The organism is Devosia litorisediminis (genome assembly GCF_018334155.1).
GTDB lineage: Bacteria > Pseudomonadota > Alphaproteobacteria > Rhizobiales > Devosiaceae > Devosia > Devosia litorisediminis.
Window position 1 is genome coordinate 59,197 of record NZ_JAGXTP010000004.1, and the last position, 17,834, is coordinate 77,030.

At 62.5% G+C, this 17,834-nt stretch carries 24 protein-coding genes; 13 read left to right on the forward strand and 11 right to left on the reverse strand.

Translation table 11 applies throughout. The features are described 5' to 3' along the window. Nucleotides 1-52: 52 nt before the first annotated feature. The 4 genes from KD146_RS17575 to KD146_RS17590 are packed head-to-tail and all read left to right on the forward strand — an operon-like array spanning nucleotide 53 to nucleotide 3,367. Nucleotides 53-730, forward strand: a complete 678-nt coding sequence (locus KD146_RS17575) for a glutathione S-transferase family protein (RefSeq protein WP_212660154.1) — start codon at nucleotides 53-55, stop codon at nucleotides 728-730. After that, nucleotides 727-1,851, forward strand: a complete 1,125-nt coding sequence (gene queG / locus KD146_RS17580) for a tRNA epoxyqueuosine(34) reductase QueG (RefSeq protein WP_212660155.1) — start codon at nucleotides 727-729, stop codon at nucleotides 1,849-1,851. Before KD146_RS17575 ends, queG begins: the two co-directional genes overlap by 4 nt. After that, on the forward strand, nucleotides 1,848-2,717 hold the full coding sequence (locus KD146_RS17585) for an SDR family oxidoreductase (protein WP_212660156.1): 870 nt from the start codon (nucleotides 1,848-1,850) through the stop codon (nucleotides 2,715-2,717). Before queG ends, KD146_RS17585 begins: the two co-directional genes overlap by 4 nt. Continuing rightward, entirely contained in the window at nucleotides 2,714-3,367 is a 654-nt protein-coding gene (locus tag KD146_RS17590; RefSeq protein ID WP_212660157.1) for a GNAT family N-acetyltransferase, read from the forward strand. Before KD146_RS17585 ends, KD146_RS17590 begins: the two co-directional genes overlap by 4 nt. 3 nt (nucleotides 3,368-3,370) lie before the next feature. On the opposite strand, the gene KD146_RS17595 is transcribed toward KD146_RS17590, so the two are convergent. Both KD146_RS17595 and KD146_RS17600 read right to left on the reverse strand, forming a co-directional pair. Beyond that, a complete protein-coding gene (locus KD146_RS17595; RefSeq protein WP_212660158.1) occupies nucleotides 3,371-4,348 on the reverse strand; it encodes a ribose-phosphate diphosphokinase in 978 nt (325 codons plus the stop codon). Nucleotides 4,349-4,437: 89 nt separating this feature from the next. Next, on the reverse strand, nucleotides 4,438-5,211 hold the full coding sequence (locus tag KD146_RS17600) for an alpha/beta hydrolase (RefSeq protein WP_212660159.1): 774 nt from the start codon (nucleotides 5,209-5,211) through the stop codon (nucleotides 4,438-4,440). A gap of 185 nt (nucleotides 5,212-5,396) precedes the next feature. On the opposite strand from KD146_RS17600, the gene infC reads away from it, so the two are divergent. The 6 genes from infC to KD146_RS17630 all read left to right on the forward strand — a co-directional run bounded on the left by infC (nucleotide 5,397) and on the right by KD146_RS17630 (nucleotide 8,637). Continuing rightward, complete coding sequence (gene infC, locus KD146_RS17605) at nucleotides 5,397-5,933, forward strand: translation initiation factor IF-3 (protein WP_212660255.1); 537 nt, start codon at nucleotides 5,397-5,399, stop codon at nucleotides 5,931-5,933. A gap of 259 nt (nucleotides 5,934-6,192) precedes the next feature. Further along, a complete protein-coding gene (locus tag KD146_RS17610; RefSeq protein ID WP_212660160.1) occupies nucleotides 6,193-6,681 on the forward strand; it encodes a P-loop nucleotide/nucleoside kinase family protein in 489 nt (162 codons plus the stop codon). A gap of 153 nt (nucleotides 6,682-6,834) precedes the next feature. Next, entirely contained in the window at nucleotides 6,835-7,470 is a 636-nt protein-coding gene (locus KD146_RS17615) for a sigma factor (protein WP_212660161.1), read from the forward strand. Further along, complete coding sequence (locus tag KD146_RS17620) at nucleotides 7,467-7,850, forward strand: VOC family protein (protein ID WP_212660162.1); 384 nt, start codon at nucleotides 7,467-7,469, stop codon at nucleotides 7,848-7,850. Before KD146_RS17615 ends, KD146_RS17620 begins: the two co-directional genes overlap by 4 nt. Nucleotides 7,851-8,044: 194 nt before the next feature. Then, nucleotides 8,045-8,257 (forward strand): DUF4287 domain-containing protein, encoded by a 213-nt coding sequence (locus KD146_RS17625; RefSeq protein WP_212660163.1) that lies wholly within the window; start codon nucleotides 8,045-8,047, stop codon nucleotides 8,255-8,257. A gap of 53 nt (nucleotides 8,258-8,310) precedes the next feature. Beyond that, nucleotides 8,311-8,637, forward strand: a complete 327-nt coding sequence (locus tag KD146_RS17630; RefSeq protein WP_212660164.1) for a YdeI/OmpD-associated family protein — start codon at nucleotides 8,311-8,313, stop codon at nucleotides 8,635-8,637. An 85-nt stretch (nucleotides 8,638-8,722) separates the two neighbouring features. On the opposite strand, the gene KD146_RS17635 is transcribed toward KD146_RS17630, so the two are convergent. The 6 genes from KD146_RS17635 to irrA all read right to left on the reverse strand — a co-directional run bounded on the left by KD146_RS17635 (nucleotide 8,723) and on the right by irrA (nucleotide 12,543). Further along, nucleotides 8,723-8,911 (reverse strand): hypothetical protein, encoded by a 189-nt coding sequence (locus KD146_RS17635; RefSeq protein WP_212660165.1) that lies wholly within the window; start codon nucleotides 8,909-8,911, stop codon nucleotides 8,723-8,725. Nucleotides 8,912-9,028: 117 nt separating this feature from the next. Continuing rightward, nucleotides 9,029-9,925: a ribokinase gene (locus tag KD146_RS17640; protein WP_212660166.1), complete on the reverse strand. Its 897-nt coding sequence runs from the start codon at nucleotides 9,923-9,925 to the stop codon at nucleotides 9,029-9,031. Then, complete coding sequence (locus KD146_RS17645) at nucleotides 9,922-10,458, reverse strand: DUF1697 domain-containing protein (RefSeq protein ID WP_212660167.1); 537 nt, start codon at nucleotides 10,456-10,458, stop codon at nucleotides 9,922-9,924. The genes KD146_RS17640 and KD146_RS17645 overlap by 4 nt, the downstream gene beginning before the upstream one ends. Then, on the reverse strand, nucleotides 10,455-11,051 hold the full coding sequence (locus KD146_RS17650) for a YdeI/OmpD-associated family protein (RefSeq protein ID WP_212660168.1): 597 nt from the start codon (nucleotides 11,049-11,051) through the stop codon (nucleotides 10,455-10,457). The genes KD146_RS17645 and KD146_RS17650 overlap by 4 nt, the downstream gene beginning before the upstream one ends. Before the next feature lie 2 nt (nucleotides 11,052-11,053). Continuing rightward, nucleotides 11,054-11,929 (reverse strand): arylamine N-acetyltransferase family protein, encoded by an 876-nt coding sequence (locus KD146_RS17655; protein ID WP_212660169.1) that lies wholly within the window; start codon nucleotides 11,927-11,929, stop codon nucleotides 11,054-11,056. Between the two features lie 167 nt (nucleotides 11,930-12,096). After that, entirely contained in the window at nucleotides 12,097-12,543 is a 447-nt protein-coding gene (gene irrA, locus KD146_RS17660; protein ID WP_212660170.1) for an iron response transcriptional regulator IrrA, read from the reverse strand. 189 nt (nucleotides 12,544-12,732) lie between these two features. On the opposite strand from irrA, the gene fabA reads away from it, so the two are divergent. The 3 genes from fabA (at nucleotide 12,733) to KD146_RS17675 (ending at nucleotide 15,935) form a co-directional block, all read left to right on the forward strand. After that, nucleotides 12,733-13,263 (forward strand): 3-hydroxyacyl-[acyl-carrier-protein] dehydratase FabA, encoded by a 531-nt coding sequence (gene fabA, locus KD146_RS17665; protein WP_212660171.1) that lies wholly within the window; start codon nucleotides 12,733-12,735, stop codon nucleotides 13,261-13,263. Between the two features lie 75 nt (nucleotides 13,264-13,338). Beyond that, nucleotides 13,339-14,565, forward strand: a complete 1,227-nt coding sequence (gene fabB / locus KD146_RS17670; protein WP_212660172.1) for a beta-ketoacyl-ACP synthase I — start codon at nucleotides 13,339-13,341, stop codon at nucleotides 14,563-14,565. 173 nt (nucleotides 14,566-14,738) lie between these two features. Next, nucleotides 14,739-15,935 carry a GAF domain-containing sensor histidine kinase gene (locus KD146_RS17675; protein ID WP_212660173.1) on the forward strand — a complete coding sequence of 399 codons (1,197 nt, stop codon included), beginning with the start codon at nucleotides 14,739-14,741 and terminating at the stop codon, nucleotides 15,933-15,935. Nucleotides 15,936-15,941: 6 nt separating this feature from the next. Here KD146_RS17675 and KD146_RS17680 read toward each other — a convergent pair whose 3' ends face one another. From KD146_RS17680 to dut, 3 genes are read right to left on the reverse strand one after another with little or no spacing between them, the layout of a single operon-like run. Further along, on the reverse strand, nucleotides 15,942-16,664 hold the full coding sequence (locus KD146_RS17680; protein ID WP_427857122.1) for a HesA/MoeB/ThiF family protein: 723 nt from the start codon (nucleotides 16,662-16,664) through the stop codon (nucleotides 15,942-15,944). Further along, nucleotides 16,654-17,409 (reverse strand): DUF2259 domain-containing protein, encoded by a 756-nt coding sequence (locus tag KD146_RS17685; RefSeq protein WP_212660175.1) that lies wholly within the window; start codon nucleotides 17,407-17,409, stop codon nucleotides 16,654-16,656. Before KD146_RS17685 ends, KD146_RS17680 begins: the two co-directional genes overlap by 11 nt. Beyond that, nucleotides 17,354-17,824, reverse strand: a complete 471-nt coding sequence (dut, locus tag KD146_RS17690) for a dUTP diphosphatase (protein ID WP_212660176.1) — start codon at nucleotides 17,822-17,824, stop codon at nucleotides 17,354-17,356. Before dut ends, KD146_RS17685 begins: the two co-directional genes overlap by 56 nt. Nucleotides 17,825-17,834 lie beyond the last annotated feature (10 nt).

Consider the following 17,834-nt stretch of genomic DNA (forward strand, 5'->3'; position numbering starts at 1 on the left):
AATCAGCGCCAAGCAGCCTCGCGTTGTGGCCAGAAAAAGAAATGAGCGTTCCATGCCCAGTCTGCTGCACCATCCTCTCGACCCCGCCTCGCGCCTGATCCGACTGATGTGCGCCGAATATGGCGTGCCGCTCGATATGGAAGAGATCAAGCCCTGGCTGCGCACGCCCGAACTGCTCGAAGTCAATCCGGCGGCCACCCTGCCCATCCTGATCGATGACAATGATCAGTCGGTGATCGGCCTGCTGGCCAATATCCACACCATTGAGGCGCTCTACGCACCCAGCGCCGTGGCCGGGCTGATGCCCGACGATGCCATCGTGCGCGCCGAGATGTGGCGGCTGATCGAATGGGTAATCTCCAAGCTCAATGACGAAGTCACCCGCTATGTGCTTGAGGAAAAGATCGTCAAGCGCGACCATCGCGGCGCCACCCCGGACCCCGCCGTGCTGCGTGTGGCCAAGGCCAATCTCAATGAGCACATGCTCTATTTCAACTGGCTGTTCGCCAACCGCTCCTGGCTGACCGGTGATGACATGACGCTGGCCGATTTCGCCCTGGCCGCCCATCTCTCAACGCTCGATTATCTGGGCGATATCGACTGGGGCAAGGCGGGAGAGACCCGTGACTGGTATTCGCGCATCAAGTCCCGTCCGGCCTTCCGTACCCTGCTCAATGACCGGGTTCTTGCCATGCCGCCGCACCAGGGTTATGCGGACCTCGATTTTTGATCCAGCCCGACGCCATCGTCGCCGAGCTCAAGACCCGCGCCACCGCCCTCGGCTTTGAGAGCTTTGGCATTGCGCCTGCAGATGCACGGCCCGACCTGCCCGAAAAACTCCAGACCGCGCTCGATGCCGGCTGGCATGGCGACATGGAGTGGATGGCCGAAACAGCTACGCGGCGCGGCAGCCCGACCCAGCTCTGGCCCGAGGCGAAATCGGTGATCCTGCTGGGCATCAATTACGGGCCGCAAAGCGACCCGCTGGCGCTGCTCGGCCAGCCCGGTCGGGGCGCCATATCGGTCTATGCGCGCAATCGCGATTACCACGAAATCATCAAGGGCAAGCTCAAGGAACTGGCGGGCCTGCTGGCACGCCGCTCCGGGGCCGAGGTCAAGGTGTTCGTCGATACCGCTCCCCTGATGGAAAAGCCGCTCGCCGAAGCCGCCGGACTGGGCTGGCAAGGCAAGCATACCGTGCTGGTCAGCCGCGAGTTTGGCTCCTGGCTGTTTCTGGGGGCCATTCTAACCTCGGCCGAGCTGCCCGGGGATAAGCCGCACGCGCAAAGCTGCGGCTCGTGCACACGGTGCCTCGATATCTGCCCCACCAACGCCTTTCCGGCGCCCTTCCAGCTCGATAGCCGGCGCTGCCTGGCCTATCTCTCGGTTGAGCATAAGGGTCAGATTCCATTGGAGTTTCGCGCGCCCATGGGCAATCGCATCTATGGCTGCGATGACTGCCTGGCAGTGTGTCCCTGGAACAAGTTCGCCTCGATCAGCCGTGAAGCCAGATTGCGCGCCCGTGACGAATTGGACGGCCCCGCCCTGGCCGATCTGGTGATGCTTGACGATAGCGCATTTCGCACCCTGTTCGCCGGCTCGCCGGTCAAGCGCATCGGCCTGCATCGCTTCTTGCGCAATGTCTTGATCGGTATCGGAAATTCGGCTGATAGTGCCATGGTGCCGCTAATCGAGCCGCACCTTGAAAGTGACAATGAACTGGTGCGTGGCGCCGCCATCTGGGCGCTGCGGCGGCTGGCGCCCGAGCGCGCCAACACGCTCAGCCAAGCCTATCTGCCGCGCGAGAATAATCCCGACGTGGCCCGTGAATGGACCGTGGATATCGCATGAACGCCCTGTTTTTCGGCTATGGCTTTTCGTCAGCAGCAGCGGCCAATGCGCTGCGCATCGGTGCACACACTGTCAGCATCCACGGCACTGTCCGCAGCGTTGAAAAGGCCGAACGGCTAAAAGCCGATGGCATTACCCCACACCTGTTCGATGGCACACAACCCGGTGCCACGCTGGGTCCGGCCCTTCGCGCTGCGACCCATGTGATTTTTTCCATTGCCCCCGGCGCTGATGGCGATCCTGGCTTGGGACAGCATCGGGGCGATCTGGATGCGGCAACAGGGCTGGAATGGCTCTGCTATTATTCCACGGTTGGCGTCTATGGGGATTTCGGCGGCGCCTGGATCGACGAATCCGCGCCCCTGGTGCCGCGCAATGAACGCTCCGATCGCCGCGTGGCTGCCGAACAGGCCTGGCGCGACTACGCCGCCGAACGGGGCGTGCCGCTGACCATTTTGCGACTGGCCGGGATTTACGGGCCGGGTCGGTCCACCTTCGACAAGCTCGAACAGGGCAAGTCGCGTCGCATCGTCAAACCCGGTCAGGTGTTCAACCGGATCCATGTCGACGATATCGGCCGGATTACCGCCTTGGCCGCCACGGCAAAGCTCAACGGCACCTTCAATCTCAGCGATGACGAACCGGCGCCCCCCCAGGAGGTGATCGCCCATGCCGCCGACATGCTGGGTGTTGAGCCGCCGCCCGAACAGGCTTTTGACACCGCCGAGATGACGCCGATGCAGCGCAGTTTTTATGCCGACAACAAACGCTGCTCCAACGCCGCCATCAAAAAGGCACTGGGGATCGAGCTGCTCTATCCGACCTATCGTGAAGGTCTGGCCCAGATCCTGGAGACCCGCTCATGAGCGCGCCGCACCCAGCCAAATCCGCCCCCCAACGCATTGTGCTCGAAGGCCGCCTCGTGCGGCTCGAACCCATTGAGCGCCGCCATGCCGCCGATCTGTTTGCGGTGGCCCATCTGCCCGGTGGGGCCGAGCGCTATCGCTGGCTGTTCAGCGAGGCGCCCACCAGCGTCGCTGAGCTGCAGAACTGGATCGACAGCGCCAATGCCGGCCCGGACAGCTATGTCGCCATCATCGACAAAGCCACCGGTCGCGCCGTCGGCCAGCACGCCTGGATGCGTATCTTTCCCGATCATGCCTCCATCGAGATTGGCGGGGTCTACTGGGGCCTGCCCATGGCGCGCACCCCCCTGGCGACCGAGGCCTTCTATCTGTTTGCGCGCCATGCCTTTGATGATCTGGGCTATCGCCGCTTTGAGTGGAAGTGCAACAACCGCAATGAGCCCTCAAAGGCCGCGGCCCTGCGCTTCGGCTTTCAGTTTGAAGGGGTTTTTCGCCAGGACCGCATCGTCAAGGGCGAGAGCCGCGACACCGCCTGGTATTCGATCATCGACAGCGAGTGGCCGGCCCTGCGCGCCGAATATGAGCGCTGGCTCAGCCCGGACAATTTCGACGCGGACGGCATGCAGAAGAGCAGACTGGCAACGCGCTAGCGCTCAGCCCGCCGTGCCGGTGGCCGGCAGGGTCTCGGGTTCGGCATAGAACAGCGCGCTGACCGACTCGCCGCTATTGATGCGCCTTATGGCCTCGGCAAAGGCCGGGGCGACCGAGAGCACCGTCAGCTTGGGCAGACGCTTGCCGAGCGGGATCGGCACGGTGCTGGTGCAGACGATTTCGACAATATCGGCTTCGGCGGCCAGCTTTTCGATGCTGGTGCCGGCAAAGATGCCATGGGTGGTGGCCACGCGCACCGAGCGCGCGCCATGCGCCCGCAAGTGCTGCAGCAGCTCAAGGATCGAGCCGCCACTGGCAATTTCATCGTCCAGCACGATCACGTCCCGATTGCGCACCTCGCCGATCAGCGTGGTGATGCGTACCGTGGTGTCATCAATGCGCTCCTTGGCGGCAGCGGCCACGGGCAGGCCCAGACGCTTGGCAAAGGCAGCGGCATTCTTGGCATTGCCCAGATCGGGCGACACCACCACCGCATGGCTGAGATCGTACGCCTGGAAATGGGTCGCCAGCTCATCAAGCGCATGCAGCTGGTCAACCGGCACGCTGAAAAACCCATGCACCTGCGGCGAATGCAGCGCCATGGTCAGCACGCGATTGGCGCCCGCCGTGGCCAGCAAATCGGCCACCAGACGGCCACCCAGCGAGATGCGCGGCGCGTCTTTCTTGTCCGAGCGGGCATAGGAAAAATAGGGGATGACAGCGGTGATGCGCGCCGCAGAGGCGCCGCGGGCCGCATCGAGCATGAGCAGCAGCTCCATCAGATTGTCCTGCACCGGCGCGCTGAACGGCTGGATGATGAACACATCCTGCTCGCGACAATTGGCCTGCAGCTGCACTTCCAGACAATCATTGGAAAAGCGCTTGAGCCGGGTCGGCTGCAAGGGGACGCCGAGATGGGCGCAGATTTGCTGGGCAAGTTCGGGATGGGCGCTGCCGCTGAAAACCGCTAGTTCGCTCATGGCACAACCCTCGTTCCCGATAGGGGGCGATTAGGCCATTTGGGCGTTACAATCAACTGCCCATGGACCTGCCGCAGGCGCGCAGGCGCCTATTGCGCCTTGACCTGCCGCAGTACGGCATCCTTGAGCCGCGCCAGATCCGCCTCGCGGCTCAGGCGGTGATCGCCATCGGGGATCAGTGTCAGGGTCACCGGATCATGCAGCAGATGGGTCACCAGCTTGATGGCGTGCGACTGCGGCACATCGGGGTCTTGCCCGCCCTGCAGGATGGTCACCGGACAGCCGGTCTCGATGACGCTGCCAAACAGCAAGTGCTGCTCGCCATCATCAATCAGCGCCTTGGTGATGCGATAGGGTTGCTCCGAATACTGGCTGGGCTGATCAACAAAGCCATTGGCCTGCATGGCCTGATGCTCTTCGAGCGTAAATTCGGGCATCATCAGTTCATGGGTCATGTCGGGGGCCGGTGCGATCAGCACCAGACCATGAGCCGGCGTGCCCGCCTTGAGCAGGGTCCGCGCCAGCAGCAGGGCGATCCAGCCGCCCATGGACGAGCCGACAATGATCTGGGGGCCATTGGTAGTGCCATAGACCGCCACGGCCTCTTCGAGCCAGCGGCTGATGGTGCCGTGATCGAAATCGCCACCCGACACGCCATGCCCCGAATAGTCAAAACGGGTGACCTCAAGCCCGCGCTCGGCCCCCAGCGCGTCGAGCGCCATGGCCTTGCTGCCCGCCATGTCGGAGCGGAACCCGCCCAGCCAGAACAGGCCCGGGCCAGTGCCCTTGCGCTGCTCGATGGCGATGTCTCGGGCCGCCGATCCGGTTCCAACGGTGAGGCGGGTGGTTTGCGGGGCGGACATGGCAATGCTTTCCTAGGGAACCAGTAAGATTATTTCGTCGTTGGTGTACCCTAGAACGGGTAACGGCGTGCTATAGGTCCAGTGGGCCAGAAATTCAGCCGCTTTGCCAGTTGACTTATGGGCCCGGTAACACGATTTTATGCCCGAATTCACCGCTTGGCTTAATAACACAAGGATCATTTGCCATTCGCCGTCCAATGAGACCAGTCACGCCCCAGAAAGATGGGCCGCCCTCCAACGATGATATCACCAGCCCCGATGTCCAGCTCATCGACGCTGAAGGTGAGAACCGCGGGATCGTCAACACCCGCGAGGCGCTCACGGAAGCCCAGGATCAGGGTCTCGACCTTGTTTTGATCTCTCCCAATGCCAATCCGCCGGTCGCCAAGATGCTCGACCTCGGACGTTTCAAGTATGCCGCGCAGAAAAAAGCTGCCGAGGCTCGCAAGAAGCAGAAGGTGATTGAGGTCAAGGAAGTCCAGATGCGTCCGAACATCGATACGCATGACTACGAGACCAAGATGAAGGCCGTTCAGCGCTTTCTCGACGATGGCGACCGGGTCAAGGTGACCATGCGTTTCCGTGGCCGCGAAATGGCCCATCAGGACCTGGGCATGCAATTGCTGCTCAAGGTGCGTGAGCAGACCGAAGAGATCGCCAAGGTCGAAAGCCAGCCGCGGTCAGAAGGTCGCCAGATGGTGATGGTTCTCGCGCCCAAGTAAGGCGCTCGACCATTTCAGAATTGAAAAGGGCAGCCGCAGGGCTGCCCTTTTTGTTTGGGCGCCGCCGCCAACACACCCCCGCTTCCAAACGGATCACCTGTGGCTGGACGAAAAACCCCTGCATTGCTATCAACGCGGCATGACCGCCGCTGTTCACATCGCGACAACCGCACCAATTAGCTGCCCGACCTGATGCGTCGGGTCGGGTTCGTCCGGGTGAACACCATCGCGCTACCAGCGCCTTTCAGGGTCTGAAATCATGTCTGCCAACACAGCTGTGCTGCACCTTGTGTGCGGCAAGATCGCTGCAGGAAAATCAACGCTTGTCACGCAGCTGGGCCAATCGCCGAACACGATCATCGTGCGCGAGGATCACTGGCTTGCCCACCTCTATCCAGGCGAGTTGAACAGTCTGGCCGATTATGCCCGCAGCGCGGCGCGGCTGCGGGGCGCCATTGCCCCCCATCTGATTGACCTGCTGGGGAGTGGCGTTTCAGTCGTGCTGGATTTTCCCGCCAATACGCTCGCCAGCCGCGCCTGGATGCGTACCCTGTTCGAGGCCGCCGGCTGCGCGCATCAGCTGCACTATCTCGATGTGCCCGACGCGATCTGCAAGGCGCGCCTGCGGCACAGAAATGCCAGCGGCGAACACGAATTCACTGTCAGTGACGAGACGTTCGACCGCTTCACCAGCCATTTCGTCCCACCGTCAGCGGACGAAGGGTTCGACGTGGTGCGCCATGACTAGGGTCTCTGGCGCAGCACACGGAACTTCCAAGCTGTCAGCGCCATGCGCCAATAGTGCACCGCTGAGAGGCTGGCACCCCTCTGCGGCGCTGTACTATGCTGCCTTGCATGAGAGGTTCAGCATTTCCCTCTTGTATCGGCGGAGATCAGATAGTTGCGCTTAGGCCTATATGCTCAGCTTCAAGCCATTGCCCGGCGTGAAAGCCGCAATGCGGATGCGGCAGATGATGTTGTGCAGGAAGCCATGCTGGCGGCGGTTCTGGCTGGTCGCACCAATTTCGACGCGCATGAGACGGCGCGCTGGTTGACCGGAACAGTGCGCAACCAGGCGCGCATGGCCGCCCGCACCGCTGTACGACGACGCCGCCGCGAAACGCAGTGGCAGGCTAGCCTCACCTTATCCGATCAAGCCGACAACAGCGATATTGGCGCCTTCCTTGCCAGCCTGCCCCCTGCGCTCAAGGCCGTCGCAGCCCTGGCGCTGTCGGGCCATGCACGGCATGAAATTGCCTATCTCCTTGCCCTTTCGGACACCGCATTGCGCCAGCGTATCGTCGCCCTCAAGCGCAAGACGGTGGCGGCGGGGCTCGCCATGCCTGCGGATCTGCCTGGTCTTGGTCTCGATCTTGCCTATGGCAGCATTCGCGACGCGCTTCTGCCAAAGCTGCTGCGCCATGGCGGGGCCTTTGCCAGCCATGATCCGGACGGACATTTATTCGTGGTGCAGCGCTCACAAAACGGCAGCCCGCGGCAACAGGCAGTGCAAGTCAAACAGGAGAACCTCTCATGAGCTTCAAGCCCAAGAGCGCCAGCATCGTCTATTACGTCAGTGACATTGAACGCACCGAGACCTTCTACAACCAGACATTGGGGCTTGGTCTGGAACGGATGGAAGGGGCCGAACCCTTTTGGCTGCAAGGCAGTCTGGAAGGCGGCCTCGAGCTCATCTTTTTCCAGCAGGAGGCGGTGCGTGGCAATACGCCTGCCATCATCTTCACGGTGCCCGACGGTGGCATTGACGATGTGGTTGCCGATCTGGCGACCAACGGCGTCACCATCGTCACCCCGGTCAGCGAGGCACCGGGCGGCTGGAGCGCCGACTTTCTGGACCCTGATGGCTTTGGCATCGGCCTGTGGCAATCCGAAGAATTCCCGCGGTCGCTGAAATAAGGCAGCGCAGGGTGCACCGCGTCAGGCAGCACCCTGCTTGCCCGGCATGGGCGTCAAAACTGACAGGGGCAGCCGCAGGGCTGCCCTTTTTGTGCGGGGGCCAAACGGCGCGATGGCTGGATGCAACCTCGTTGCAGTGCAACGAATTGCGGACAAGTATGTCGGCTGCGATCCCGATCTGAGGTGTTAGATTCATGGCAGACCAACCAGTCAAAGGGCCTGCATCCTATTTCCCTTCCATCGAGAAGAAATATGGCCGCCCCATTGCCGAATGGCAGGAACTGGTGCGCCAGAAGATGCCGGCGAAACACATGGAGCTGGTTGCCATGCTGAAAAACGACCATGGCATGGGTCACGGTCATGCCAACGCTGTAGTGGCGCACACTTTGGCAACTGAGAGGGGCTGAACCACTGACGCCCTCATGATATGGTCATGCAGAGCGGCTGTTTTGGAGGTTGCATGCCAAACCCATTTCCACATGGCACGGTCCACGAGGCGCGCGAAGACCTTCAATCAGCTTTGCGATCGGATCCGGAGGTTTTCAAGCTCTGGGAAGGGCTAACACCACTCGGCCGGAATGAATTTATCTGTTGGGTCGATGACGCGAAGCAGCCAAAAACGCGCCAGCGGCGCATTCAACGAACCTGTGACGAATTGCTGGAGGGCAAGAGGCGCCCTTGCTGTTGGGCCGGCTGCATTCACCGCACCGACAAAGCACCAAGCCCATGGCAACAGGCAGTCTTGATTGATCAGAAGGTCGAAAAAACAGGTCGCAAAGGGGCCTGAGCGAACCGCTGTTATCCCTCTTTCCATGACCAGGCCCATTGTCGTCGGGCCTGCGATCGCCTGCACACATGCGGACATTTGCGGGCTAAAGCGCGAACATCACCGGGTCAACAGCGATGACAAAACTGATCCAGATGATCGCGGCAAGGCCATAAGCGCCGAACGCAAATGCGCTCGGCACCGCCTCGCCCCTCCGCCACCACAAGATCCAGCAAGGCACTGCCAGTACGGCCCACATGCCGCCGAAAATGACAATGCCGGAAAGCGCGGCCATCAAGACCTTAAACGCCATCAAAGGGACCGACCCGCCCTACCCATTTCGACCATATAACCTCATCGCGTCCGCTTTGGCGCGCTCATGCCGCAAAGCCCGGCCAGTTGAAGATCGCCCCTATTGCGCCAGTGCGGCATCCACTTCGGCTGCGAGCGGAATGGCGGGCTGGGCGCCCGGTTTGAGACAGGCGAGGCTGCCCGCTGCCGCCGCGCGGCGCAGGGCGGTGGGCAGGTCCAGCCCGGCATGCAGGCCCGCGCCCAGATAGCCGCAAAACGTGTCGCCGGCGCCCACTGTGTCGATCGGCTTGATCGGCAGGGCCGCGATATCCAGCATCTGGCCATCGGCAATGGCCTTCACCCCGGCGCCGCCCAGGGTCACGACCAGGGTCTGTTTGTGTTTGGCGTGCCAGTCGGCCATAGCGCCCTCAAGTTCGCTTTCCGGCCGACCGGTGAGCAGCGCGAATTCGGTCTCATTGGCCACCAGAATATCGGCCAAAGGCGCCAGCGCGGGCGTGTCGTCCAGAAACGGGGCTGTATTGAGCACGCTGGTGACGCCCTTTGCGCGCGCCAGCTCCAGCGCCCTTCGGGTCGCCGCCTGCGGGACTTCCTGCTGCACCAGCAGCAGATCATCCTCATCCATGCCGGCCAGCGCCTCTTCGGCATCGGCGGTGGTGATGGTGCCATTGGCACCGGGCAACACGGCGATGACGTTTTCGCCCGCCGCGTCGACAAAGATCATGGCAATGCCGGTTGCCGTATCGGCCCGGCGCACGGCTTCGAGATCAACCCCGGCCGCTTCCAGCAGGGCCAGCGCCGGTGCCGCGAAGCTGTCATTGCCCACCGCCGAGAAATGGCGCACCTGTGCCCCGGCGCGGCGCGCAGCCAGCGCCTGGTTGGCGCCCTTGCCGCCCGCGGCCATGGAGAACACGCCACCCGCCACCGTCTCGCCCGGCTGCGGCAGGCGCGGCACGGTGCCGATCTGGTCCAGATTGGTCGAGCCGAACACGGTGATCATTTGAGAGCCTTTTCGATGGTGTTCCAGTTGCGGGCCGTCATCAGCCGATCCTTGCCCAGCTGTTGCTCGATCTGCTTGCCCAGATCGTCCATGCCTTCGGTATAGCGCCCATTGGGCTGACGATAGCCTGCCAGATAGATTTCCCGCACGTCGATCCGCACCACCTCGGTATGGCCGGGGCGATCATTGAGCGCCAGACCGGCGGGCAGGGGGGTGTCAAACAGCATCACATGCCGCGTCAGGTCCGCCTGGGGGTCGAGCTGGCCAAATGGCGCATTGGCCAGCATGGTGGCGATCTCGGACTCACTGCGCAATACCACGCCAACCTGAAAACCGAACGTCTTGGCGATGACCGCTTCCATGCGCGCCTGCAGATTGCTGTCGTCATCGGTCTCGAAACCGACATTGCCGCTGGCCACGATGGTTCTGATGTCCCGCAGCCCGATGCCGCTCAGACAGGTTTTCAGATCGGCCATCTTGATCTGGCGCTTGCCCAGATTGATGCCGCGCAGAAAGGCGAAATGGCGGCTCATGGCTTGGCCTTTTGCGGATGAAAGGTCTCGCCACGCGCCAGCATATCGACCAGAGCGGTGATCTTGCGGGTGCGGGCGACAGCGGTTTTCAGATTGATGACACGATAGGTCAGTGCAAAGCGGTTCTGCGCGGTCAGCACGCCATAGGTGGCCGCGGCCGCGGGATTGGTCGCAATCGCGGCCAGCAGGTCCTCGGGCGGGTCCATGGTGGTGGAATAGGCCGCATCCCAGCGGCCATCGGCCTTGGCAGCGGCGACATGCGCCAGGCCGTGATCGGTCATCTGCCCTTCGGCGATGAGCCGCGCGACATTGTCGCGATTGATCTGGCTCCAGGCGCTCCTGGGCTTGCGCGGACAATAGCGCTGCACAAACGAGACATCGTCCCAGGACTTCTTGATCGCGTCGATCCAGCCCCAGCACAGCACCACATCAATGGCCTGCACCGCCGTAATGGTCGGCATGCCGCTGGCCTTCTTGAAAATCCTGATCCAGAGTTCGTCAGCACTGTCGTGATGGACAGCCAGCCAGTCGTAAAATGCCGCCTGGCTGTCAAAGCTGCGGACCTTGTCCGGGTCGACCTGGACCGGCGCCATGCCTAGTTCTCCGCCACCTCGGGGCCCATATCGTCCGCGGGGGGCGGCGCTTGGGGGGCAATGCCCGCTTCAGCCAGCATCTCCGCCAGCTTTGGGTCGAGCAGATCGGCAGGCGGCAAGGCCATGCCAAAGCTGGTGGTCAGCACCTCGCGCATTTCCGCCACGCTGGACAGTTGCTGGCTCACCGGCTCGCTGCCTTCGACATAGGTGGTCAGGCGATTGTTCTTCAGCGTCAGCCGCTTGCCGCTGGGTGCCAGCGCCACGCGCAGCTCGCTGCGCATGGGCGAGGCCGGATCATTGGCGAGGAAGCGATTGGCCTCCTCGAAATCGGCCATGGTCTTTTCGCTGGTCTCAAAGGCATAGAGTGGCCTCCACGCCTCGCCCATCTTGGCCTCCAGCAACCACTCCGGATCGCCTCCGGTCAGCCGGAAGTTTTCATGCGGGGTGGTCTGCTCGGTATCGGCCTTGAGCTTGAGCGGGGCTGTCATGGTCAGCCCGCCAAAGCCGACATCGGCAATATAGGTGGAGCTGTTGATGTCCACGGCCAGCAGCATGTGGTGGGACTGGGTAGTGTCCGGATCGTTCCACAGCACGCGCGCAGTCAGGCCGCGCACATTGAAATCGAGATCCTTCAGCATCGCCATGAGCAGCAGATTGTGCTCGTAGCAATAGCCACCGCGCCGCTCGGTGAGCAGCTTGGACTGCAGACTGGCCAGATCGAGTTTGACCGGCAGGCCCAGCAGGGGATTGAGGTTTTCAAAAGCGATGGCTGCCGGGTGCAGCGCATGCAGTAATTCGAGAGTCGCCAAGGTCGGGGCGATGGATCCGGCAAAGCCGATTCGCTCGAAATATGCGTTGAGATTGACCTTTTGGCTCATCGGCCACCCTTGTCGCTGTTGTCACACAGGCCGCAATATGGGTGATCAAATGGCCACTGTCACCGTGGCCGATTTGCAATTTCGTTGATCGAAGGGGCTGGACAGCAGCCAATTCCCTTCTAAGGCGCGCTGGCGAAGGCGAGTGAAAAACGCTTTTGCGCGTGCGATCAGGCCTGCGCCTTGCGCACCCGGATCACCACGTCGACATGGCTGACTTCCATGCCCTTGGGGGCCTGGGGCAGCTTCATGAACTCCACCGAGGCGGCCGGAATGTCGATCATCCGCTGCTCGTCTTCCACGTAGAAATGGTGGTGATCGGAGGTGTCGGTATCGAAATAGGAGCGCGAGGCATCCACGGCCACTTCGCGCAACAGGCCCGCTTCATGGAACTGATGCAGCGTGTTGTAGATTGTGGCGAGTGAAACATTGACCCGCGCATCACCTGCCTCGCCGTGCAATTGCTCGGCGCTGACATGGCGGTGGGGGCCACCGAACAGCAATTCGGCCAGCGCCACGCGCTGCCGGGTCGGACGAAGACCGGCCATGCGCAGCACAGCCGTAAGACACGGTTTGCGCGACGGAAGCGACCGGGCGGTCTGGGTACGATCAGTCATAGGGTCCTTGAGGTCTCTGAAGGGCCGGAAGATACTGGAGTTGTTATAACTATCACACCAAGTTCACACAAGCGCAGCGGCGCCGCACGCTGAACGGTGGTAAACCGGGCCATGCGTCAAGGGCGTTGACTTGACCCTCTGAGCGCACCCCTATACGAGACGAACAAAAGGTTAACCGGGGTTGGATGCATGGCCGAACGGCAGAGCGCATTTGGGTATCAAGAGCTGTTGGCGCATGGTCGGGGCGAACTGCCGGGCCAGGGAGACGCACGTCTGCCCGCGCCACCCATGCTGATGTTTGATCGCATCACATCGATTTCCGAGGATGGCGGCGAGTTTGGCAAGGGCCAGGTACGCGCCGAACTCGACGTCAATCCTGACCTGTGGTTCTTCCAGTGCCACTTCATCGGCGACCCGGTCATGCCCGGCTGCCTGGGCCTGGACGCCATCTGGCAGATGACCGGCTTCTTCCTCAGCTGGATCGGCCAGCCCGGTCGCGGTCGCGCGCTGGGCGGCGAAATCAAGTTTACCGGCCAGGTCACCAATGACGTCAAGCTGGTCGAATACGGCATTGACCTCAAGCGCGTGATGAAGGGTCGTCTGACGCTGGGCATCGCCGATGGCTGGGTCAAGGCTGATGGCAAGGTGATCTACGAAGCCAAGGATCTGCGCGTGGGCCTGTTTACCGACGCCCAGATGCAGGCTGAACAGGGCGCCTGAGGCGCCCCGATACCGACGTAATTCACGACCAAGAACGCCTCAAGCAAGGGCGTCACCAGACTTAGCGAGGACACGATGAGACGAGTTGTCGTAACCGGCATGGGTATCATTTCCTCAATCGGCAATTCGCTGGACGAGGTTACGGCCAGCCTGCGCGCGGCCAAGCCGGGCATTGTCTTTGCCGAAGACTATGCCGAGCTGGGCTTTCGCAGCCAGGTCAAGGGCGACCCGCGTCTGGATCCGTTTGAACTGCTCGACCGGCGCGTCACCCGCTTCATGGGCAAGGGCGCGGCCTGGAACTATCTGGCTATGCAGCAGGCCATTGCCGATGCCGGGCTGGAAGAAAGCGACATTTCCAATCCCATGACCGGTATCGTCATGGGCTCGGGCGGCGCCTCTACCCGCACCATTGTCGATGCCGCCGATATCACCCGCAAGAATTCCAGCCCCAAGCGCATCGGGCCACTCGCGGTGCCCAAGGCTATGGGCTCGACCGCCTCGGCCACGCTGGCGACGGCCTTTGGCATCAAGGGCGTCAACTACACCATCACCGCGGCCTGCGCCACGTCCAAGCATTGCATCGGCAATGGCATGGAACAGATCATGCTGGGCAAGCAGGACATCGTGTTTGCCGGTGGCCACGAAGACCTCGACTGGACCCTGTCGAACCTGTTCGACGCCATGGGGGCCATGAGCTCGATCTATAACGCCAATCCCGAAAAGGCCTCGCGCTGCTACGATGTGGACCGCGACGGTTTCGTGATTTCCGGCGGTGCCGGCGTGCTGGTGCTTGAGGAATACGAACACGCCAAGGCGCGCGGCGCCAAGATCTGGGCCGAGCTGGTGGGCTATGGCGCCACTTCCGACGGCGTGGACATGGTTGCCCCATCGGGCGAAGGCGCGGCGCGCTGCATGGAAATGGCGCTGAAAAACGTTGGCCCCAAGGTCGACTATATCAACCCGCATGCTACCTCGACACCGGTGGGCGATCTCAAGGAGATCGAGGCCATCCGCGCCGTGTTTGGCAATGAAACCAGATGCCCGCCCATCTCGGCAACCAAGTCGCTGACCGGGCACAGCCAGGGCGCCACCGGCGTGCATGAGGCGATCTATTCGATCCTGATGATGAAGAACCGCTTCATCGCCGCCAGCGCCAATATCGACCACCTCGATCCCGCTTTCGAGGACATGCCGATCATCCAGCAGCGCCGCGATGACGTCGATCTGGGCGTGGTACTGTCCAATTCCTTCGGCTTTGGTGGCACCAATGCCGCCCTGGTCTTCAAACACCCCGACGCCTGATCAGGGGTCGCCCGGGCACCTCAATCCCGCCATTCAAGCTGATCCACCCGCGTCGTTTTCAGCGTTGCGGGTGGTTTAGCCATTGCGTGTTGCTGCCAGTGTGACGAATATAGTTACCAGGGCGGGGGCCCGGCGTGTCCAGACTCAGCTGCACCAAGCATACGAAAGCGCCTATGAGCGACGTACACGATTTTCAGACAGATATTGACGCCGTCCGGCGCATTCCCGCCATCCCGTCCATCCTCAACGTCGTCTGCGAGGCCACCGGCATGGGCTTTGCCGCCGTGGCGCGTGTCACCGAGGATCGCTGGATCACCTGCGAAGTGCTCGACAATGTCCATTTCGGCCTGACACCGGGCGATGAGCTGAATGTGGAAACCACGCTGTGCCATCAGGTGCGCGCCAGCCGGCAGGAAGTGGTCATCGATCATGTCAGCGAAGACGCTGACTATTGCGATCATCACACCCCGCGCCTTTATGGGCTGCAAAGCTATATCTCGGTGCCTATCACCTTGGTGGACGGCTCGTTTTTCGGCACGCTCTGCGCCATTGACAGCAATCCGGCCAAGCTGAAAAACCCCGCTACTATCGGCATGTTCCGCCTGTTTGCCGAGCTGATCGCTCATCATCTGGACAGCGATCAGCAGCTCAATGAGAGCCGCGCCGCGCTGGCCGAGGAACGCATGACAACCGAGCTGCGCGAGCAGTTTGTTGCCATTCTGGGCCATGATCTGCGCAATCCGCTCAGCGCGCTGGAGGCAGGCACGCGCAGCCTGCTCAAATCGCCGCTCGATGAACGCTCCACCCAGATAGTCGGTCTGATGCGCAAGAGCGTCAGCCGCATGGGGGCGCTGGTCGAGGATATGCTCGATCTCGCCCGGGGGCGGCTGGGTGGTGGCATTCAGCTGCAGACTGCAACCGACGAGGCCCTGCATGAAGTGGTGGCCCAGGTCGTCGATGAATTGCGCAGCGCCCATCCCGAGCGCCAGATCGTCACCGCGCTCGGTGATGTCGGCAAGCTTTCCTATGACCGCATCCGCATGGAGCAGCTGGTGTCCAACCTGCTGGGCAATGCGCTGACCCATGGCGCCGTGGATCAGCCGATCACCGTCACCACCCGCCTCATCGACAACCAGCTCGAAATGGCGGTCGCCAATGGTGGCGAGGCCATTCCGCCGCATCTGCTCGATAATCTGTTCAAGCCGTTCTTCCGGGCGCAGGCACAGCCCGGCCAGCAGGGTCTGGGCCTGGGGCTCTATATCGCCAGCCAGATTGCCAAGGCCCATGGCGGCACACTCGGCGTCACCTCTGACGACGACCAGACCCGTTTCGTCTTCCACATGCCGATCGGGCCTCTGGTCCAGGCCTGAGCGGGACTAGAAGGAAAATTCGGCAAACCGGGCGCCCTGGCTGTCATAGGTCAGCACGCGGCCAATCAGCGGCTCGCCAATGCCGGTGATCAGCTTGATCGCTTCCATGGCCATCAGTGTGCCGATCACCCCGGTCAGCGGCCCCAATATGCCGGTGGCTTCGCAGCTGGGCAGATCATCATCGCTGGCGCTATCGGGATAAAGCTCGGCAAACCCGGGCCCGTCGGGGGCAAACACCGTCACCTGACCATCAAACATTGAGACCGCGCCCGATACCAGTGGCCGACCCAGCGTTGCAGCAGCATCGGCGACGGCGCGCCGGGTCGCCAGATTGTCGGTGCCGTCGAGCACCAGATCATAATCGCCAAGCACGCTCGCGGCATTGGCCGCCGTCACCGCCTGTTCGTGCAGTACGATCTGCACCTCGGGATTGAGCGCCTGCGCAAAGCTCCGTGCGCTCTTGGCCTTGCCTGCGCCCACCCCTGCAGTGGTGTGGATCATCTGCCGTTGCAGATTGGAAAGCGAGACGCTGTCATGATCGGCAATGCCCAGCGTACCCACGCCGGCCCCGGCCAGATAGGCGATGGCCGGACTGCCCAGCCCGCCGGCACCCACCACCAGAACCCGCGCCGCCTTGAGCGCCTGCTGCCCGCGCCCGCCCATGCCCTTGAGCACCAGATGGCGCGCATAGCGCCGCGTTTCGGCTGAAGAGAGACGATCAGAGGCCAAGCGGCACAACGATGAAGCGCCGGTCCGGCCCTTCAAAGCCATAGGTATAGACCGAGATGATCGCCACGGCGTGGCTGAGCGGGTCACTGTCGAAAGGGGCCACCACGCCAAACAGCCGATAGTCGACCGGGCAGCCGCGCGAGCGCGGCAGATTGGTGTCGCGATGGACTTCGCGCGCGCCCTCACTATCGCTCATGCCCAGCGCAAATCCCTGTGGAGCGGACCCGAACCATTCAAGGCACGGTGTGGCCGCGGGTGTGCCGAAAACGCTCAGCTCCAGCCCATAGTCGCCGATCACCTCGCCCGCGTTAAAGCCGGGCCGGCCAAAATTGAGTGTCTGCCCATCATTGCGGGGCACGCCATCGCCGATCATGGCGATGAACTGGGCCGGCACTTCGATATTGAGCGTGGCCATATTATTGGCCGCCTCATCCTGCGCCTGCGCGCGGATTTCGGTGAGCGGGATGGTGTCCTCTCCGGCCTGCACCCGGATCGGGGTGCCCACCACCCAGGCGTCCTCGACCAGATCGATCACAAACACATTGGAATAGGCAAAGCCCGAGCCGTCCTGAATGCCGAACTCTTCAAAGGCCAGATAGCTGCCATCCGGGGAGTAGCCGATCAGATCGATCTGCGCCCGGTCCCCCGCCAGGGCAGGGGACGCCATCAGCGACAGGGCGAGCCCGATGCTAGCCCAGAGAACGCCCAGTCGAGCCAAACCCGTTGGCGCCGCGTTCCGTGTCATCAAGGCTCTCCTCAATTGAAAATTCAGCGCGGCTCACGGGAGCCACCACCATCTGGGCGATGCGGTCGCCACGCCGCACCACGAAATCGTCCGTGCCCAGATTGATCAGCGGCACCATGACCTCGCCGCGGTAATCGGCATCAATGGTCCCCGGCGCGTTGAGCACGGTGACCCCGTATTTGACGGCGAGGCCCGAACGGGGCCGCACCTGCGCTTCGTGCCCCGGCGGCAGCGCCATGGCAAAGCCGCAGGGCACCACGGCGCGCGCGCCCGGCGCCAGCACCATATCGCTATCCTGTGACAGGGCCGCAACCAGATCCATACCCGCAGCGCCGGCGGTCTGCTGGGCCGGCACCGGCAGGCCCAGGCCATGCTCAAGCCAGCGCAATGGTATGGAGATAGGACTGGCAGACATGGAAACTCTC

Coding starts and splice junctions, on each gene's coding strand:
- KD146_RS17630 (WP_212660164.1), top strand. CDS start 8,311: ATGCCAAACCCATTTCCACATGGCACGGTCCACGAGGCGCGCGAAGAC.
- KD146_RS17610 (WP_212660160.1), top strand. CDS start 6,193: ATGTCTGCCAACACAGCTGTGCTGCACCTTGTGTGCGGCAAGATCGCT.
- fabA (WP_212660171.1), top strand. CDS start 12,733: ATGGCCGAACGGCAGAGCGCATTTGGGTATCAAGAGCTGTTGGCGCAT.
- KD146_RS17675 (WP_212660173.1), top strand. CDS start 14,739: ATGAGCGACGTACACGATTTTCAGACAGATATTGACGCCGTCCGGCGC.
- KD146_RS17620 (WP_212660162.1), top strand. CDS start 7,467: ATGAGCTTCAAGCCCAAGAGCGCCAGCATCGTCTATTACGTCAGTGAC.
- fabB (WP_212660172.1), top strand. CDS start 13,339: ATGAGACGAGTTGTCGTAACCGGCATGGGTATCATTTCCTCAATCGGC.
- KD146_RS17655 (WP_212660169.1), bottom strand. CDS start 11,929: ATGAGCCAAAAGGTCAATCTCAACGCATATTTCGAGCGAATCGGCTTT.
- KD146_RS17600 (WP_212660159.1), bottom strand. CDS start 5,211: ATGTCCGCCCCGCAAACCACCCGCCTCACCGTTGGAACCGGATCGGCG.
- KD146_RS17640 (WP_212660166.1), bottom strand. CDS start 9,925: ATGATCACCGTGTTCGGCTCGACCAATCTGGACCAGATCGGCACCGTG.
- KD146_RS17575 (WP_212660154.1), top strand. CDS start 53: ATGCCCAGTCTGCTGCACCATCCTCTCGACCCCGCCTCGCGCCTGATC.
- KD146_RS17595 (WP_212660158.1), bottom strand. CDS start 4,348: ATGAGCGAACTAGCGGTTTTCAGCGGCAGCGCCCATCCCGAACTTGCC.
- dut (WP_212660176.1), bottom strand. CDS start 17,824: ATGTCTGCCAGTCCTATCTCCATACCATTGCGCTGGCTTGAGCATGGC.
- KD146_RS17645 (WP_212660167.1), bottom strand. CDS start 10,458: ATGAGCCGCCATTTCGCCTTTCTGCGCGGCATCAATCTGGGCAAGCGC.
- KD146_RS17585 (WP_212660156.1), top strand. CDS start 1,848: ATGAACGCCCTGTTTTTCGGCTATGGCTTTTCGTCAGCAGCAGCGGCC.
- KD146_RS17635 (WP_212660165.1), bottom strand. CDS start 8,911: ATGGCCGCGCTTTCCGGCATTGTCATTTTCGGCGGCATGTGGGCCGTA.
- KD146_RS17590 (WP_212660157.1), top strand. CDS start 2,714: ATGAGCGCGCCGCACCCAGCCAAATCCGCCCCCCAACGCATTGTGCTC.
- KD146_RS17685 (WP_212660175.1), bottom strand. CDS start 17,409: ATGACACGGAACGCGGCGCCAACGGGTTTGGCTCGACTGGGCGTTCTC.
- KD146_RS17650 (WP_212660168.1), bottom strand. CDS start 11,051: ATGGCGCCGGTCCAGGTCGACCCGGACAAGGTCCGCAGCTTTGACAGC.
- KD146_RS17625 (WP_212660163.1), top strand. CDS start 8,045: ATGGCAGACCAACCAGTCAAAGGGCCTGCATCCTATTTCCCTTCCATC.
- irrA (WP_212660170.1), bottom strand. CDS start 12,543: ATGACTGATCGTACCCAGACCGCCCGGTCGCTTCCGTCGCGCAAACCG.